Genomic DNA, 17,907 nt, shown 5'->3' with positions numbered 1-17,907 from the left:
GGGTCCTTTTTTTGTGCAACATATGGATAAATAATCGAAATGAAATTTACTTGTTGTATTATTTGAATAACCCGTTATAATATAAAATCATAGTAAATTACTTGGATATTAAAAAGGGGATGTCATATATGAAGAAATCTGCTTTGGTAGCAGCGATTGGCCTATCTCTTGTGTTATTAACGGGTGCCTTGAGTGGATGTTCCTCGAAGGATGCGGCATCGGGGGATAAGGTAATCTATGTAGGCACACAAAATGACTACCCTCCGTTTGCTTTTACGAATGAAAAAAACGAGCTGACCGGGTACGATGTGGAAGTAGTCAAGGAGATCGACAAGAAGCTGGACGGCTACAAGTTTGAGTTTGTACCTTCTGGCTGGGACGGAATTTTCATGGCGCTGGAATCGAACAAGATTCAGGTCGTAGCAGATGAAATCGCCAAAAATCCTGAGCGCGAGCAAAAATATTTGTTCTCGGATGAATCCTACTTTCAGGCACAATCCGTCATTGTTGTGAAAAAAGGCAGAACGGATATACACTCTCTCAAGGATTTGGAAGGCAAGAAGGTAGCCGCATCAGTAGGCGATTCCTACACACAATTGCTGGAACAATATAATGCGAAGAATGGGAATAAAATTATTTTGAAATACAATGATACAGGCACTTCGTCCGATAACCTTCAAGACGTACAAAATGGCCGGGTGGACGCTTATGTGAATGATCCAGTCATGACGGCTGCTACGATCAAGAAGGAAGGTTTGCAGGTCGAAGCGATAGGTGATCCTGTGCAAACGGATGATATCAATCTGGTGTTCAAAAAGGATAAGCAGGGCGAAGAGCTGAAAGCTAAAATCGACCCGATTATTAAAGAGTTGAAAACGGACGGAACACTGAAAAAATTGTCTGAACAATGGACAGGTGGGGAATATATCCCGCAGTAACAACAATGTAAAGGGTAAAGTGAGGTTCCTATGGAAAAGCTGTTTGACCTTGATTATATGCTGAAAAGCCTTCCCCGGATCGTTGAGTATCTACCCGTTACGCTATGGATTGCATTTTTGTCCATGCTGCTGGGTACGATTATCGGGTTGGCAACGGCGTTAATTCGGATATACAAGGTGCCTGTCTTGGCGCAACTGTCTACGCTGTATGTCTCCTACATCCGGGGAACACCGCTCATTGTGCAGCTGTTTCTCGTATATTATGGAATACCCAAGTTTTTATATTATTTTCAGAGCGAATACGGTTTCTTACAGCAATTAAATATCTACGTGATTCCACCCGAGGTTTTCGCATTGTTGTCATTTTCACTAAATCTCGGGGGTTATCTGTCGGAGACGTTCCGGGCGGCGATTCATTCAGTCGACCGGGGACAATTTGAGGCAGCTAATTCCATCGGCATGAGCCAAACACAAATTATGCTCAAAATTGTATTGCCGCAGGCGTTGACGGTGGCTTTGCCCAATCTGGGAAACACGCTGATCAGTACGGTGAAGGATACGTCTTTTATTTTTATGATCGGTGTCGTCGATATGATGGGACAGGCTAAAATTATGGGCGCGCGGGCGTTGGCTTTTTTTGAGGTATATGTTGCGGTGTCCCTGATTTACTGGTTGGTGTGCATTATTATTGAGCGCGGGCTTGTCGTGCTGGAGAAGCGTATTCGAATTTACGAAAGAAGTGAGTAAGAGCATGATCAAGCTTCATCAAATTCATAAGCATTTTGGACAGCATCACGTGTTGAAGGGCATAGACCTGACGGTAGGCAAGGGAGAAGTCGTGGTGATCCTGGGCCCAAGCGGATCGGGGAAGTCCACGTTGCTGCGCAGCATTAATTTTTTGGAGCAGCCGACCAGCGGAGTCATTGAAATTGACGATGTAAAGGTCGATGCCGCTAAGGCGGGAAAAAAGGACATTCTCGGACTACGGATGGCAACGGCAATGGTATTTCAGCAATATCAGTTGTTTAAAAATTTGAATGCACTCCACAATGTGATGATTGGTCTGACCAGTGTGAAAAAGCTGGATCGTAAGCAGGCGAGAGAGATCAGTGAAGGCATTTTGGAAAAGGTCGGGTTAAAGGATCGTATGACCTATTATCCTGCCCAGCTTTCGGGTGGACAGCAGCAGCGAGTTGCGATTGCCCGTGCTTTGGCACTAAATCCGCAGGTGTTGTTGTTCGATGAACCGACATCCTCACTTGATCCTGAACTGGTGGATGAAGTGCTGTCCGTGATCCAAAAGGTGGCGAGTGAAGGCAATACGATGATTATTGTCACGCATGAGCTTGGTTTTGCGAGAGATGTAGCGGATCGGGTTGTGCTGATGGAGCATGGCGTGATCGTGGAGCAGGGACCCGTGGAGCAGTTTTTCACCAATCCGAAGGAAGAACGGACACGGCAGTTCCTGGGCAAAGCGTTGGTACAGAGAGCGCCACAGGAGCAGCCTGTATCCCCATAAGAAGTACGTGGATGGGTTATAGGTATGTGCAGCGCTGTAGAGTTATTGCACCTATAGTAAAAAGCACGTTAGACAAGTCGCAGGAGGCAGGAAAGCCCGCGCTTGTTTGTCGTGCTTTTTTTGGCTCCTCATATCCCAAATTCTTTTCCATTGCAAAGTAGCTTATCACACTTATTCATGATAAATTCTAAGAACAATACAGTGAAGATGTAATCGGGAAGGAACATTGGCATATGAAAAAGGTTTTGTTCATTAATACCGGAGGGACCATTTCTTCCTCCTATCAGGAAAACGGCCTGACACCGACCCAATCGGCTGAAAATATTTTGGCGGAAATTCCGGAGCTGAAGGAGATTTGCGAGATTGATGCCCATAATCTGATGAGCATTGATAGCACAAATACACAACCAGAGGATTGGGCTTCCATCGCCCGGATGGTACATCGTTCGCTCGATCAGTACGACGGCATTGTCATTGCACACGGTACGGATACGATGGCTTATACGGCTTCAGCCTTGAGTTTCATGCTGGGAACCGTAGACAAACCCGTCGTTGTGACAGGTTCACAAGTTTCCATTTTGGCGGAGCACAGCGATTCCAAAAAAAATGTAATTGACTCATTCCTGACCGCATGTGGCGAGGTGGCTGGGGTTTTTGTCGTGTTTAACGGCAAAATTATCAATGGTAGCCGTAGCTCGAAAATCAGAACACGCAGCTATAACGCCTTTGAGAGTATTAACTATCCGTACATTGGCCTCGTGGAGAACGGTAAGGTGGTCTATACGGAGGGCGTATTTGCAAATCGCAGTACCGTTCGTCATCCATACAACGACGGGTATGCTTCCGAAGTATTTCTGCTCAGGCTGATTCCGGGTACGAATCCGGCGATTTTCGATGCCATTCAGGGCTTGGGCTATAAAGGTATCGTCATTGAGGGCTTTGGTATGGGTGGCGTCCCTTTTAAAGAAAGAAGCCTGATCAGTAAAATCGAGGAACTGATGAAGGACGGTATGAGTATTGTCGTGACTACTCAATGTCCTTATGAGGGCGGGGATTTGACGATTTACGAAGTGGGGCAAAAGGTACTGGAGAAGGGGGTTATTCCGGGGTATGACATGACAACGGAAGCGCTGGTGACGAAAATGATGTGGGCGTTGGGGCAGACGACCGATCCGGCCGGGGTAGCCAAGATTATGGCAACGAACTACGCAGACGAAGTTTCCCTGCCTGCGGATACAGCTTCCTTATAGGAAGCTGATTTCCGTAGATACCGGGTTAACGCTGGCCTTGCCCCAGTCTGCTTTTAATCTCAATAGCCACTTTCAGCGCTTGTACAGCCGATTCCAGTGGAATCAGGCTTTCCGAATGTCCACCAAAGCATTCAAGTGCATGATCCAAACTTTTTTCGTATGGATTGGCAGATTCGAGGTTGATTTTTTGCTGTCCTGATGCGGTATACTCATATAATGCGGTAGGTATAAGATCGTTTTCGTCGCTTTCATGAAATACCAGCTTGGCCTTTTCGAAATAAGCTTCATAGGCCACTGTGAAGGGGTAGCTTCCCGGCATGTGGGATGAGGCGATGACTTCTGTGAATGTATCCCGATGCTGAAAGTAAGCACGAACCTGTGCTTGTTCAGGATGGGTAACTTCTGTACCCCAGACTGTACATGGATCACAGGGGCCTAATAGCCAGGTCAGTAAATCCAGTTCATGAATCATGAACTGAGTAGGGATGGAGCTTAGTCCAAGATCCCCCCACAGAGGAGGCGTTTCTCTTTTCAAAGATAAGGAGATAAGCTTTCCGTACTTCTGTTGGCGGTATGCCTCATACAGATAGGTATAGGCGGGATCAAACTTAATGAACTGGTTGACCAGAATCTTTTTGCCATATTGCTCCGCAGCTTGTTGCATAAGAAGAGCGTCTTCGAGATTAAAGCAAACGGGTGTTTCACAAAATACATGCTTACCGTGCTTTAGCGCATCCACAGCATATGACCTATGCAGGTGGGAGGGCAGGCATAGATCGACGATATCCACGTCTGGATCCAGCAGAATATCCTCTATATTTTGTGTGACTTCTACGTTTAGCTCCTCTTTCAGCTTTTGCAGCTTGGTTTCGTTCCTTCCAAATACCATGATTCTGTTTACCTTGGGATGGTTGTTTAACAATGAGGCATGATATGCGCCGAATCCCGTCCCCAATATTCCAATATTCATCATCCATTACACCCCTTTACTTCTATGATACACACCTATTGCTGCCAACAGGGTGTCAACAATCTTTGCATCATCTTTTCAATTCGGGTTAACCATCTATTGTGGAGGTATGATTGTGAGACTGCATCGTTTAATCGCGATTTTATTATGTATCGAATCTAGAGGGAGAATGAAGGCCAAGGAATTGGCGTTGGCACTGGAAACCTCTGTACGCTCCATTTACAGGGATATCGACCTCCTGGCTGAAGCCGGCGTTCCGATTGTTACCGCATCCGGACCGAAGGGCGGAATTTATTTAATGGAGGGTTATACGGCGAACCTGAAACAGTTGAATGGCGGGGATGTCATTCAGTTGTATTTAACAGGGATGGGCATTTATACAGGCGGGCCCACCGAATCGGGTTTGAAGTTAAAGAATGCTCTGCTCAAACTGGAACAGACGATGCCAGACCCGTATCAGTCCGATATTAAGAAAGCCAAAGCGCGGTTTTATTTTGATGATACGCCGTGGTGGACGGAACGTATAGCAATTCCTTGTCTTGAATCCGTAAGAGCTGCAGTGTGGGGGTCCCATAAAATAACCATTCAATATGAGAAGGCTGACGGAATCTGTTCTTCCCGTCATGTGCATCCCTATGGACTTGTGGTGAAAAAAGGAGATTGGTATCTCATTGCCTTCTGTGAAGTTGGGCAGGAGATTCGGACCTTTAAATGTGAGCGAATCAGGGAGGTTCAGCCGTCTACGGAAGTCTTTGAGGTTCCGGTGGATTTTTCGCTGGAACATCATTGGATGAGGCAAGAAACCGCGTTTAAGCAGCTTTGTACAGAGAAAGAATACTATCCCGTTTTGATCCGAACGAATAAGAAGCAAGCGGGAATTATAGCGAAAAGAATGGAAATCATCCAGTCTGTACAGGAAGGCAATCATTTCATTCTAACGGTCAACATGTATAGTTATGAAGCGGCTTGTCGCGATGCTATGGATTGGATCGGTAGGGTTGAAGTTGTGGAGCCTGCAGTACTCCGACAGTTTGTGAAGGAAGAAATTAACCGACTCCAGAGGATATATGGATAAATGATTAAAAAAACACCTGCCTAGGGCAGATGCTTTGCTTGTTAAGTCCAGGCCCAGAGAAATCCGTCACGATCCCATGCAATTCTGCCACCATGAAGCTTGCGGAATGCTTTTTTGATTTCTTTTTCCAGAGATACATGACCATGCTCGCTTATAAACACATACTGCTCTCCATACTCAGAGCGTACATATGCAATTGCATCTTCTTGTTTCAGGGTGCCCACTTCACGGATCTGCGCGACCATCCATTGTGCAATCTCTTGTTCTGTTGTAGGGGTGTTGTCCATTTGTCGCATCCTTTCCTGCGTACCGATTGGGTGTAGCTGTTCGGCTCACCTCCCCGTAGTATACGGCAATTCGGAGAATTATTGAATTTTCTGATATAAATTTACTTGAGCGGTTGGCTAAGTGGGCTTTCTTTTGTATAATTAAGGGAATATTCACGGGAATTTTCTTTTTTTGTATTGTAATCATGCAAGTAATCCCTGGGGGTGCCTGATTTGAAGGAAACAACCACAATTCGCGCAGAGCTGGAGCAGTACATCAGACGAGAAGGAATTACGATTAGTAAGTTTGGGGAGAACACAGGTATTAATGCAGGAACGATCAGTGCCATTATTAACGGTAATCGTCCGATTGCGATGCTGCTGTTGGATCGGATTGGTGCAGGCATGGGGCTTGAAGAAGGAAGCCTCTATGAGTTATACATTGATGAATTTATACGGAATACGGCACCGAATTGGCGACGGGTTCGCCCCTTTTTGCATCGCTGTGCAGAGCTGAACAAACTGGATTGTATTAAGCAAGTCGTGGAGTTTATGATGGACTATCTCATATACGCCCCAGCTTTGTTTGAGACAGCAGAAGAATTATTCAGTGAAGGTAAGTTCGAGGCTGCGGCAATTATTTATAAAAATGTTTCGGAAAGTGAAAAGTACCAACATTCAGAGCGTCTGGCGCTCTGCCAATACCGTTTATTTACGATTGCCGTTGGCGATGACCAGGACGAAAACTTATGGGCAGCCACACATTTCGAAAGCTTTGTGGACCGACTGGGTGAAGCAGACCAACTGGATGCCTTAAGAGACTTGGCCAATACCTATGCCTCCTTGCGGCGTTGGGATAAAGTAGAATGGTTTGCTGAAAAAATGGCTCAAAAAGCCAAGGTACAATACGAGCAAAAATACGGAAATACCAGAAGATCGGAGCGTGGCAAGGAACCTAAGGGTCCTTTGTTTATGTATATTGTATACTCTTATGTGCTGCGCGCCGGGGTGTGGGATGAGCGCGGGGATTACCAAAAAGCGCTGGAATTTGTATCCCTATACTCTGATTTGAGCTGGGTGCAAGAGGATACGGAAGAAGCTCAGCGTTTGAAGGCCCTTTGTAGCAACTGGGCTGAGGCCAACGGGTATTTATATCAATTGATGTCCGGCAGTCTGGATGTGATTCCACAGTATGTAGATTATTTGGAAAAAAACGAAGGTGAAATTCTGGTGGGGCTACATAAAATTATGGTAGCGGCCAACCGTTATGATTTTAATGTAGATCATGTACTGCAGCGCTTTGAAAAACAAATTGAGGCATTTGCAGATCAGCATGTCAAGGTAGGGACCTATACGGAGCAAATGTCAGCAGATCTCTATGCACGATTTTTGGCAGAGATGGCTTGTTATGATCTCAACAAACATCGTTATTCCAAAGGTATGAAATTCCTGCTCGAGAGCCTTTCCTATTCCGTCGTGCTGAATGGTAATCCTGTCACAATCAAATGTGTAGGATTATTTGAAAAGTTTCGGCATACTGCCACTTCTGAGGACAAAGAGGAATATAAAAACTTACTTGGAGAGGTAGAGTACATCCATGATAAAAAAGATCGTTTTTTCTCTGCTCGCATTTAATGTTTTTGTCCTATTGAATTTTTCACCCGTTCCCCCCCCTATGGAAGATCCTAGCGACGTCCACAGCCATGGGCTGGGGGGATGGGCTTTTTCATCCCTTGATACATCTACCTGAAAAGGTCTAGATTGTCGTAACCCAAAAGGTATCCTCTTATGAAGAAGAGGATACCTTTTTTTGATGTGGAAGTGCATTTGAAGGAGCACTTTTGCCGTCAAGAGTGGGGAGTTGGAAGTTGAGCAGGCGGAAACCAGACATGACGCAGATCCACCCAGCCCTGACTGTTAAAAGATACACCGCGCACAGAAGGAAGATAGGCCGTCTGAACGGGCTTTTCATATAAAATATGCAGCTGGTGCTCATCCATGAGCCGAGTTTCGATATGTTCAAATTGCTGCGCCCTAACAGTATGATCGGCCTCCCGTGCAATTTCACGCAGCAGTCTTTCGATATCCACACGGCTATGAGGCTCCACATGCCCAGATACATTGAGATACAAGTCAAACAGGCGTAATTGCTCATCACGGTCACGAAAGAGAGAAAAGATGATTAAGTCTGACTCCATACGGATAGATGAGCTTTTGAATTCGTTCATAGATGCGGCCACGATGTTACAGGTATACCCACAGGATTCGAGCTGAGCCGCAACCCGGTCTGCGTCTGCTTTATACTCGGGAATGGTAGCAATTTGCAGCGCCGCCAGTGGTTCATAAGAATCGTTAGATGAATCCACTGCTGGAGGAAGGGGGCGATGATCCAGACATGCTACAATGCGGGCACGTATTTCTGGATTGCGTAGTGGTCCATCCTTGTGTGTATTACATGTGATAAATTTGCGTACCGAAGCCGCCGAGTGAATCTGGCTCCATGCGGTATCCGTATCTCCCGCCGATACGGGATTATGGATAATGTGAAAAGAAGAAGCGGTGTCTTCCGTATCCGACGATTCCAGCTTAGTCGCCCATGGGAGTTGGACAATTTCCACTCGGTCCAGATGAGCTCGGCCTTGAAAATAAGGTGCGAAAGCCTCCAGTGTACACAGGCTTTCGTTCATTTCCGTGACTTTGAATGCCCCTGTACCGACAGGGCGGATGCCAAAGGCGGCTTCACCCACCTGATTAAGCTCACGCGGCACAATCGCAGCCCGGCTGGTACACAGGAAGGATAGAAACAGCTCGTTCGGCTCCTTTAGTACGAAGCGTACTATCGTTGGACTTAGCGCCTGGACGTGCTGAATTTGCCGGACGATAAAATGGTAAAGTCTCCTTCCCGGCGCTCGACTCAGTCGCTCAAAGGTATAGACGACGTCTTCAGCGGTCAGTATTTTTCCGTTATGAAACAACACTTCTTTACGCAGGAAAAAGGTCCACTGTGTACGAGTGGTATCCACCTCCCAAGCGTGCGCCAATCCCGGCAAAATCTCGCCGCTTTCGTTCGCCCGGCGGGCCAGACCATCAAAGACGTGGCTGGATACGAAGGACTCGGCGAGCCAGTTCAAGTACAACGGGTCCAGCGTATAGAGTTGCTGGCGAATAGGCAGACGCAGCGTGTCGATCTGCTGCTGATCACTGCGCACCTCTGCGTGATGCCCAAAATAATTCAGCAGCCAGCCTTGCAAATGCTCCTGCATGGTGGAGGAGCGTGAATGAACTCGGATCTCATCCAGCGCGCGTTTGATATCATGGCGGTCTATGGCTTGCATCATGGATTGCACGGCAATGTCTTCCGGCTGAATGAGGAAGCGCAGACTGGAGCGGCGGCCTCTGCCTCGGCGGGGAGTCCATTGTATCCAGTCGTGCTGCTCCATTTTCTGAATGATCATCAAGGCGTTGCGGTGAGTACAGTCAAAAATAGCCGCCAGCTCATCCAGCGTCGTCTCTATGGTATGGTTTTCGTCCTTGTCGTCAGCTGCGTGTGAGTGAAGCCGTAAAAATTGGGCATGGAGTTTCATTCAAGGTTGCTCCGTTTCCCCTATATTTGATTAAAAGCGTAGCCACTTTTATAAAATAGGAAATTTTGTTTGAATTAATTTCTCTTTATCTTCTTATTTTATCATCTACAATAAGGGTTATAAAGCATATTTGTGGAGGTATTTACCATGCATGACAAGATGAATGGAACGTCTTTGCCGAAAACGTCGTTTCTGTCCGCCTTTGCTGGCGCAATTGTGTTGGCGCTGGTTCATCAATATCTGTTTTACGGACATGGGCTGGGCGTGTCTATGCCAATTTTTGTTATTGTGTTTTACGCCTATATGTATGCCTTTAATCGAGATCGTTTCCAGTTAGGATCATGGATAGGGCGTTTGCTGTTTGTGATCATTTTCATGCTGGCATTGACATATGCGCTGTTCAATAATCCGGTCCTGTATGTGTTAAATGCGCTGGCGATACCTGCTCTGATTAGCGTACATATGGTGCTGCTGTTTGGGGAGAAAAGGCATGGCTGGTCAGAACCCGGTATTATTGGTCAGGCGTTAAGCCATTGGTTTTATCAAAACTTTCGTCATATCGTGACCCCCTTTCGGATGGTCAAGACAGTAGCCCTTCGGAATGTAAAGGATGAGCGTAAGCGTGTATTGGGCAAAGTGATGATTGGTTTACTTATTGCCTTGCCGCTACTGTTCATTATCATATCTTTGCTGGCTTCGGCGGATGGGATGTTCGAAAAGTTGTTAGCTGGAGTACCCGAATGGATCGGAACGCTGTCCTTTGGGAATGGCATGCTGCGGCTGATCTGGACCTGCTTTTTCACCTTCTGTTTCTTCTGTTATTTGTGGGGATTTGTACAGCCTGCTCCGCGTAATACGCAGAGAGAGACCCAATCATGGCACGGATTAGATGAGCGCACGAATGGCCAAACCACCGAGTATGATGGTCACTCTTCAGTGATGATTGACCGACCAACGGTGCCTTACCACGAGCCGGTCGCGATTAAATTTGACCCTGTCATTACCGCTACGGTGCTGATTGTCATGAATCTGGTGTATGTTGTGTTCGTCGTGTTGCAGTTTGGATATTTGTTTGGTGCATGGGAAGGTGCTCTGCCCGAAGGAACCTCGTATGCCGAATATGCGAGAAGAGGATTCGGGGAGCTGGTTATGGTAACAGGTATCAACTTTGTGCTGATGATCAGTGTATTGAAGTGGACTGAATTTGGCTCAGGCATAGTGCAAAAAATGAACAGCGGCCTGCTGTACATACTCGTGGGTTGTTCGGGTGTGATGCTGTATTCGGGATATACCCGGCTGGTTATGTACGAAGAAGCATACGGATATACGTACACCCGCTATTTGGTACACGCGTTTATGATTTTTCTGGGCTTGCTACTGCTTATTGCAGCAATGCGCATTCATTTCCGTCAACTGCCGTTGGCGAAATATTATATTGTACTCGCTCTGGTCGCCTATGTCGTCGTGAACTATGTGGGCATTGATATACAGATTGCTGAAAATAATCTCGAACGGTATCGCACGACATCGGTGATAGATAAGGAGTATTTGAGTGAGCTATCGGCGGACGCGATTCCGCTGCTGATTGACTTTAGTCGTAAGGAACATGGATCACTAGATGAGTTCTTACAAGCCCGTTTGACGAGCATGACGAGAGAAGAATCGGCTTGGCCTGAATTCAATTGGGCAAAATATCGAGCGCAACGGGAATTGCACGACTATATTTTGGAATGAGAGGTGTTTGGGAATGATCGGAACAGAAACGGCACAGGGTATGGTACTGGAGCTACAGGATGAAATGTCACAGTATCAGCATCAGTTTGGGGTAAGACGGAACGATTTTCTCGTGGAGGCTATGTCTTACGGAATGAGTGAGGAGGAAGCTCGGTCTTATGCTATCCAGAGTATCGGTCCGGTCGTTCCCGTCGCCTATATGCCTACGTTGGCTCCCGGTAAAATCCGACCACTCAGTCCAATGCTGGCAGCGCGGTACCGATATGCGGGGGATTGGAAGGATATCGACGAGCATCTGCTCCTACCTGATGAAGTCCTGCGGATCGCAGGTACAGAGCAGTTCCGCAGCTGGATCAGCGATATGCGGAATTACTGGGTGGAATCGGCTCCGTACCGATTCGGGGATGATCGTCTTTCGCTACTGTCGGTTGCGAGCGAGGAAGAGGGTCACTTTTCCATGCTCGTCTGGAAGGAGCCTGGTGAAGAGCCTGAAGTATGGACGTATGCTTTGCAGCATGAATACCGATTCAGTCATCTGCTCCATTGGTTCAAGTGGCTGAACGGGCGCAGTGAAGAATGAGAGGTACAGATGATGAAAAAGAATCGTAATTGGGTCGTGCTATTTATCGGCATCGCTCTGATGATGGGGGCAGCAGACTATTTAACACAAGCTAAGCCTACGACTCCTCCTGAGCTTATCGTTCCAACCGTAATCAGTGAAGAAAGCCTTCAGTTGTGAGAATGAAGTTAATTTTTTGTAGTATTACGTTGTTAAAGTAAGCCGGAATTCACCCTAATAGTTGAGAGGGAATTGAGGCCAACATCAATGAATGTGGAGCCATTCAGATGTTCAAGCGACTCCGTCATTTCCTCTACAGCTTATATTCAGGGGGAATTTCAATGGCTAGAAATGCAAGTACTTACGCATCTGTAATTGACGGTTTTAAGGTAGAAACGAACAAAAAGTATTCGCCAGTAGGTGGAACGAAGTGTAATATTTTTGCACAAGATGTGATGTCTGCGATGTCGGCTTCCCTGCCAAGTGGCTTAGCCAATCAAATGGCTGATGCTTTACTGGGCGACAATGCGCCGGGATGGTACACTGTAACCTTTCAGGATGCTCAAAAAAGAGCAAATCTCGGGTATCCTACCATCGGAATCAAAAAAGCAGATGGGCATGGTCATGTGGTCGTTGTCAGACCGAAGGGTTCATCGATCACGATTTTGAAGGAGGTACAGGTTGCACAGGCGGGGACCAAAAATTACAACAGTAATACGATTAATTATTCGTGGGTGGCAGCAGATCTGCCTGGGGTAAAATTCTACACACACGACTAATTGTATACAAGATATTGGAAATCTAATGACCCCGGAAGCAGATCCACTCGATCTGCCTCCGGGGTCGTCTTTTTTATTTTGAAACGGAATGTTTAGATACAATAAACGCTTTGCCTGGCTTGATAAAAGCAACAGCATAGCCATTGGAGAAGGAGGAGGATTCCACTCTGTACTCAAGTTTAGTTAGCAGTTGCCCTTGACGATTGATGTAGCCAAATTTGCCGTCTGAGACGGATGATTGTGTTTGTTTACCGACTAAAGCTAAGCCTTCTTTGAACGGAGAAGTAACATCATATTTTTGTTGATATTTAATGACCAGCGTTCCGTTTTTATCAATAAATCCGACTTCGTTTTTTGCATTTTTCACACTCGCCAGGCCTTCACTAAAATCCTGGGCATCCGTAAATTTAAAGGGAATCGCGACTTTTCCCTGTTTATTGATGAATCCCCATTTCCCCTTGGTATTTTGCACCGGGGCCAATCCTTCCGAAAAGTCTCCGCCAGATTTATATTGAGGAGGAATGACTTCTTTCCCTACTGTATTGATATATCCGTATAGCCCTTTGCTATTCTGAACAATAGCCAAGCCATTCGAGAAACCACGACTGTATTTGTATTTATAAGGAATCGCTAGTTGACCAGAGGCATTCACAAAACCGATCTTACCAGTGTTAGGAGCGTAGGCGAGGGCCAGACCGTCTGTAAATACATATTCTGACTCCACATTTTCTTTAAAATGAGAAAGGATTTTTCCCGTTCGATCTATAATTGCATTTTCTTTGGTGTCTGCTATGGTTACCTTTGCTTTTCCTTCAGAAAAGAAATTGGCTTCGGTATATTGGCAAGGGATGACCAGTGCCCCTTTGGTGTTAATGTATCCATAGAGATTGGTTTTTGTATTTTTGACTACGGCTCGCTGCTCATGAAAATCACCAATGGGTTTAAGCTCGGCGGGAAGTGAGAAAGCTTTCTCTCCTTTGGAATTGTAATACAAGAGGTTTCCAGCAGATGTTTCAGCGGCTAATAAGCCATCATGAAAAGCACCATCGCTCAGCGGGCGAGCAACGTTGTAATCCAGAGCAGTTTTAGAAACTTCAATGGTTGTTGTGCTGGATGCGGCCCAGCCTGTTCCAATAACGGAGAGGCTAGTAACCAGAATCAATGCAGCTAATCCTAACTTTTTTAACATGCATAAGCTCCTTTGTGAGTTGACTTTTTAACTTCAGGCTTCGAAAAATCTTACCCTCATACGTAAGGTCTTCCATAATATAGACGATAAAAATGTAGGAATGTTTCTTGATATTCTAAATTTTTCTAATTTTCAGCACATGAGAAAGCCCTGCTTCCAAGTATGTCGCTTGCTCCCTTTCACACCTATCGAGTAATCCTCAAATGTGGGGCAATAAACACATTGATTTTCTCAAAAAAAGTGAAGAAGTAGTGTCATTTTAAAAAAAGTCTATACATATAAATTAAATGTATAGACAAATCAAAAGACTGGATTTATAATTACGCTGTAAACGTTTTCTAGTACTTAACATCCAATCAGACCTTGAAGGGAAGGAATAATCATGAAGAAAATTTTACTGGCTTGCAGCTCAGGTATGTCTACAAGTTTGCTGGTTACTAAGATGCAGGAATATGCTAAGTCCATTGGGGACGAGGCTGAAATTTGGGCAGTAGGTCAAGATCAGGCAGCAGAAGACATGGCTAAGGCTGACGCGGTATTGATTGGCCCACAAATGAGCTTTCTGAAAGGACAACTGGAAAAGGAAGCAGCTCCATATGGTATTCATGTAGAAGTGATCGACATGATGGCCTACGGAATGGTTGACGGTAAGAAAGCCTATGAACAGGCCGTGAAACTGGTGGAACGCAAAAATGGATAAAGTTAATATAGCTGAACTGACGGAAGAGCAAATTAGTTTCCAACTTATTCTTCATAGTGGAAGCGCTCGCAGTAAAGTAATTCAGGCGCTGACCGAATATCGAAAAGAGAATGTAGAAGGTGCGGACGAACTGCTCAAACAAGCCAAGCAGGATTTACGTGCTGCGCATGATATCCATTTTCAAATGGTTAAGAAGGAAGCGGGAGGTACCCAAACTCCTTTCTCGCTCCTTCTAATGCATGCCGAGGATCATCTGATGTCCACGGTTACCATGAAGGATCTGGTTCTAGAATTGCTGGAACTGTTCAAATCCAGAAATTTATAACGGAACATGTAAGTTTGAGAAATTTGGGACATGAAAAGCTTGCAACCCTATTGATGCAAGTCACTTCGCGGGGAGGAATAGGCTTTGTTTGAAAAATTAAGCCGGATACTGATACCTATTGCCGGTAAACTGAACAACAACCGCTATCTTACTGTACTGCGTGATGCATTTATGCTGTCATTTCCATTAACGGTTTTTGGCTCCATTATCGTCGTTATTATCAATCTGCCGTTTCTAAAAGGGTGGATGGGCGACGGCAATTATGCGACTTTTAGCAGTCTGCTGAACATTGCGCCTAATGCCACACTGAATATCATGACCTTATTTGTAATCGTCGGGATTGGGTATTACCTATCTCGAAGTTATAAGGTCGAGCCCATATTTGGCGGCATGATTGCGTTGGCTAGTTTCTTGATGCTCACCCCGTTTGTGTTGACACAAGAAAGCGGTGCCACGATTGCTGGTGTCATTCCGGTTGATCGGATTGGTGCCAAAGGCATGTTCCTTGGTATGATCGTCGCTTTTATTGCGGCAGAGATATACCGAAAGGTGACGCAACGAAATTTTGTCATTAAAATGCCTCCAGGCGTTCCGCCGGCAGTTGCCAAATCATTTGCCGCTTTGCTTCCGGCATGTATTACATTGGGCATATTTTTGATCATTAATGTTGTAGTTACACTGACCCTTCATAATAACCTGCATGATCTGATTTATCATGCTGTACAGGCACCTCTGGTGCATTTGGGCAGTGGCATTATACCTACATTGATTGCTATTTTCTTTGTTCAGCTTTTATGGTTCTTTGGGCTTCATGGACAAATTATTATTAACTCGGTTATGGACCCAATCTGGAATACGCTGGCACTTGAAAACTATGAAGCGTACTCCAAAGGAGCAGAACTGCCGCATATCATCACCAAGCAGTTTGTGGATATTTACACCGTAGGTATCGGTGGTACAGGTATGACACTGGCTGTCGTGCTTTCGATTCTGATCTTCCTGAAGAGTAAGCAATTGAAGCAGGTCAGTAAGCTGGCCCTTGGACCGGGTCTGTTTAATGTCAACGAACCCGTCATATTCGGTCTGCCGATTGTGATGAATCCGCTTATTTTTGTTCCATGGGTTATTTCTCCAATGATCGTTACGCTGATTACTTACTTTGCCATGACCACCGGGATTGTGCCGCCGCCAAACGGAATACAGGTTCCTTGGACGATGCCGTTGTTCTTTAGTGGAATGATGGCTACGGGCTCCCTGATGGGTGGCGTGCTGCAGTTGTTTAATATGGCTGTCGTCTTTGTCATCTGGTTCCCGTTCCTGAAAATTATTGACCGGATGAACGTTCGTAAAGAGCAGGAAGAGGAGCTTAGCCAAGCAGCCATTGCTGGTAAGGATCAAACTGTTGGAATGTAATGTGGATAAGCTGCTAGATTAGCAGCTTATTCATTGCAAAAGAGAGAGGAGTAGAGCTGTGAATCATACCGAAATGAAAGATATAGAGCAGCAAACCATTCAATACCGTTTTCCATCCGACTTCTGGTGGGGCTCATCGGCCTCGGCTACCCAGACAGAAGGAACCGTGGAGGGAGACGGCAAAGGACCGAACATTTGGGATTATTGGTTTGAGCAGGAGCCGAACCGTTTTTATGACGGGGTTGGACCTGGCGAAACGTCCCGTTTCTATACCCGTTACAAAGAAGATATTGCACTCATGAAAGAGCTTGGTCACAACTCCTTCCGGTTCTCTATTTCCTGGTCACGTCTGTTTCCGGCAGGGAGAGGTGAATTGAACCAGCAGGCGGTTCAATTCTATAATGCCGTCATTGAAGAGTTGCATCAGACGGGTATTGAGCCGTTTGTGAATTTGTATCATTTTGATTTGCCGATGGCTTTACAGGAAAATGGAGGCTGGGTGAACCGGGAGACGGTCGAAGCTTACGTGGATTACGCTAACACTTGCTTTGAGTTATTCGGGGATCGTGTAGCCAAATGGTTTACACATAACGAGCCGATTGTCCCGGTGGAAGGCGGCTATCTATACGATTTCCACTATCCGAATGAAGTGGATTTCGGTAAAGCCGTACAGGTGGGATATCATACCCTGTTATCGAGCGCCAGTGCTATTAAGGCTTACAGAGAAGGCGGTTATAAGGGCAAAATCGGAATTATTTTGAACCTGACGCCAACTTATCCGCGTAGTCAGCATCCGGCAGACGTGCAGGCTGCTGAAATATGCGATGCGTTCTTTAACCGTTCCTTTTTAGACCCATCTGTGACGGGAGAATTCAATCCTTTGCTCGTGGAGCTGTTACGCCAAGAGGGATATGTACCAAGCATGGAAGACGGAGATCGGGAGATCATACGCCAGGGCACTGTGGACCTGCTGGGGATTAACTATTATCAGCCACGCAGAGTTAAGGCTCGCGAAAGTCTGCCGAACCCGGATGCGCCTTTTGTGCCGGAACGTTTCTTCGATTATTACGTCATGCCTGGTCGCAAGATGAATGAAATGCGGGGCTGGGAGATTTATGAGAAAGGCATTTACGACATTCTGACCAATGTTAGAGAAAATTATGGCAACATTGAATGCTTCATTTCGGAAAACGGAATGGGCGTTCAAGGTGAAGAAAAGTTCAGAGATGAACAGGGCATGATCCGCGATGACTATCGTATTGATTTTATCCGTGAGCATCTCAAATGGGTCCAACGAGCGATCTCAGAAGGCTCCAATGTGAAGGGCTATCACTTATGGACGTTTATGGACAATTGGTCCTGGACGAATGCTTATAAGAATCGCTATGGTTTTGTGTCTGTCGATCTTCAGGACGGTGGCAAGAGATCCGTTAAACAGAGTGGGCACTGGTTCAAACAGGTGATCGAGAATAACGGATTCTAAGGTGGTCCTCTGGACCGCCTTTTTTTCTTCATCATCGTCAAAGAACTGTGCTGTACGCCGCTGGTGAGAAAGTATAATGTTCGGTATACTTACTTATACCGTAATACCTTAACGTCCCGCCTG

18 protein-coding genes are annotated in these 17,907 nt (G+C 45.9%); 14 read left to right on the top strand and 4 right to left on the bottom strand.

All coding sequences use genetic code 11. The features are described 5' to 3' along the window. The first annotated feature begins 128 nt into the window (after positions 1–128). The 4 genes from GRP75_RS00160 to GRP75_RS00145 all read left to right on the top strand — a co-directional run bounded on the left by GRP75_RS00160 (position 129) and on the right by GRP75_RS00145 (position 3,707). The gene (locus tag GRP75_RS00160) at positions 129–938 is read left to right on the top strand and encodes a transporter substrate-binding domain-containing protein (protein ID WP_023990976.1); all 810 of its coding nucleotides are present in this window, start codon (positions 129–131) and stop codon (positions 936–938) included. A 30-nt stretch (positions 939–968) separates the two neighbouring features. Continuing rightward, complete coding sequence (locus GRP75_RS00155; protein WP_023990975.1) at positions 969–1,685, top strand: amino acid ABC transporter permease; 717 nt, start codon at positions 969–971, stop codon at positions 1,683–1,685. A 4-nt stretch (positions 1,686–1,689) separates the two neighbouring features. After that, positions 1,690–2,457, top strand: a complete 768-nt coding sequence (locus GRP75_RS00150) for an amino acid ABC transporter ATP-binding protein (protein WP_160788301.1) — start codon at positions 1,690–1,692, stop codon at positions 2,455–2,457. 233 nt (positions 2,458–2,690) lie between these two features. Further along, positions 2,691–3,707: an asparaginase gene (locus GRP75_RS00145; RefSeq protein WP_013312613.1), complete on the top strand. Its 1,017-nt coding sequence runs from the start codon at positions 2,691–2,693 to the stop codon at positions 3,705–3,707. A gap of 25 nt (positions 3,708–3,732) precedes the next feature. Here the strand turns inward: GRP75_RS00145 and GRP75_RS00140 are convergent, their stop codons facing one another. Further along, positions 3,733–4,680 (bottom strand): Gfo/Idh/MocA family protein, encoded by a 948-nt coding sequence (locus GRP75_RS00140; RefSeq protein ID WP_049828356.1) that lies wholly within the window; start codon positions 4,678–4,680, stop codon positions 3,733–3,735. A gap of 112 nt (positions 4,681–4,792) precedes the next feature. Here GRP75_RS00140 and GRP75_RS00135 point away from each other — a divergent pair, with 112 nt between their 5' ends. Further along, on the top strand, positions 4,793–5,752 hold the full coding sequence (locus GRP75_RS00135; protein ID WP_160788300.1) for a WYL domain-containing protein: 960 nt from the start codon (positions 4,793–4,795) through the stop codon (positions 5,750–5,752). Positions 5,753–5,793: 41 nt separating this feature from the next. Here the strand turns inward: GRP75_RS00135 and GRP75_RS00130 are convergent, their stop codons facing one another. Further along, positions 5,794–6,039, bottom strand: coding sequence for a DUF6953 family protein (locus GRP75_RS00130; protein WP_013312611.1), 246 nt, complete (start codon positions 6,037–6,039; stop codon positions 5,794–5,796). A gap of 213 nt (positions 6,040–6,252) precedes the next feature. On the opposite strand from GRP75_RS00130, the gene GRP75_RS00125 reads away from it, so the two are divergent. Beyond that, positions 6,253–7,653 (top strand): transcriptional regulator, encoded by a 1,401-nt coding sequence (locus GRP75_RS00125; RefSeq protein ID WP_023990971.1) that lies wholly within the window; start codon positions 6,253–6,255, stop codon positions 7,651–7,653. Positions 7,654–7,865: 212 nt separating this feature from the next. Here the strand turns inward: GRP75_RS00125 and GRP75_RS00120 are convergent, their stop codons facing one another. Further along, positions 7,866–9,602, bottom strand: coding sequence for an ABC transporter substrate-binding protein (locus GRP75_RS00120; protein ID WP_160788299.1), 1,737 nt, complete (start codon positions 9,600–9,602; stop codon positions 7,866–7,868). 147 nt (positions 9,603–9,749) lie between these two features. Here GRP75_RS00120 and GRP75_RS00115 point away from each other — a divergent pair, with 147 nt between their 5' ends. From GRP75_RS00115 to GRP75_RS00105, 4 genes are all read left to right on the top strand, one after another. Then, positions 9,750–11,336 (top strand): DUF4153 domain-containing protein, encoded by a 1,587-nt coding sequence (locus tag GRP75_RS00115; protein ID WP_160788298.1) that lies wholly within the window; start codon positions 9,750–9,752, stop codon positions 11,334–11,336. 13 nt (positions 11,337–11,349) lie between these two features. Then, positions 11,350–11,916, top strand: coding sequence for a hypothetical protein (locus GRP75_RS00110; RefSeq protein ID WP_160788297.1), 567 nt, complete (start codon positions 11,350–11,352; stop codon positions 11,914–11,916). Positions 11,917–11,925: 9 nt separating this feature from the next. Then, positions 11,926–12,075, top strand: coding sequence for a hypothetical protein (locus tag GRP75_RS29075; RefSeq protein WP_179085434.1), 150 nt, complete (start codon positions 11,926–11,928; stop codon positions 12,073–12,075). Positions 12,076–12,236: 161 nt separating this feature from the next. Continuing rightward, positions 12,237–12,674 carry a hypothetical protein gene (locus GRP75_RS00105; RefSeq protein ID WP_160788296.1) on the top strand — a complete coding sequence of 146 codons (438 nt, stop codon included), beginning with the start codon at positions 12,237–12,239 and terminating at the stop codon, positions 12,672–12,674. A 73-nt stretch (positions 12,675–12,747) separates the two neighbouring features. Here GRP75_RS00105 and GRP75_RS00100 read toward each other — a convergent pair whose 3' ends face one another. After that, positions 12,748–13,863, bottom strand: coding sequence for a WG repeat-containing protein (locus GRP75_RS00100; protein ID WP_160788295.1), 1,116 nt, complete (start codon positions 13,861–13,863; stop codon positions 12,748–12,750). A 382-nt stretch (positions 13,864–14,245) separates the two neighbouring features. On the opposite strand from GRP75_RS00100, the gene GRP75_RS00095 reads away from it, so the two are divergent. The 4 genes from GRP75_RS00095 (at position 14,246) to GRP75_RS00080 (ending at position 17,784) form a co-directional block, all read left to right on the top strand. Next, positions 14,246–14,563 (top strand): PTS sugar transporter subunit IIB, encoded by a 318-nt coding sequence (locus GRP75_RS00095; protein WP_029518773.1) that lies wholly within the window; start codon positions 14,246–14,248, stop codon positions 14,561–14,563. Further along, entirely contained in the window at positions 14,556–14,888 is a 333-nt protein-coding gene (locus tag GRP75_RS00090) for a PTS sugar transporter subunit IIA (RefSeq protein ID WP_069081043.1), read from the top strand. Before GRP75_RS00095 ends, GRP75_RS00090 begins: the two co-directional genes overlap by 8 nt. A gap of 84 nt (positions 14,889–14,972) precedes the next feature. Continuing rightward, the gene (gene celB, locus GRP75_RS00085) at positions 14,973–16,301 is read left to right on the top strand and encodes a PTS cellobiose transporter subunit IIC (RefSeq protein WP_023990964.1); all 1,329 of its coding nucleotides are present in this window, start codon (positions 14,973–14,975) and stop codon (positions 16,299–16,301) included. 73 nt (positions 16,302–16,374) lie between these two features. Continuing rightward, positions 16,375–17,784, top strand: a complete 1,410-nt coding sequence (locus GRP75_RS00080) for a glycoside hydrolase family 1 protein (protein WP_160788399.1) — start codon at positions 16,375–16,377, stop codon at positions 17,782–17,784. Positions 17,785–17,907 lie beyond the last annotated feature (123 nt).

The organism is Paenibacillus sp. OT2-17, from assembly GCF_009827695.1.
GTDB lineage: Bacteria > Bacillota > Bacilli > Paenibacillales > Paenibacillaceae > Paenibacillus > Paenibacillus polymyxa_B.
The sequence above is the reverse complement of the archived record's forward strand: the minus strand, read 5'-3'. Positions and strand labels throughout refer to the sequence as shown.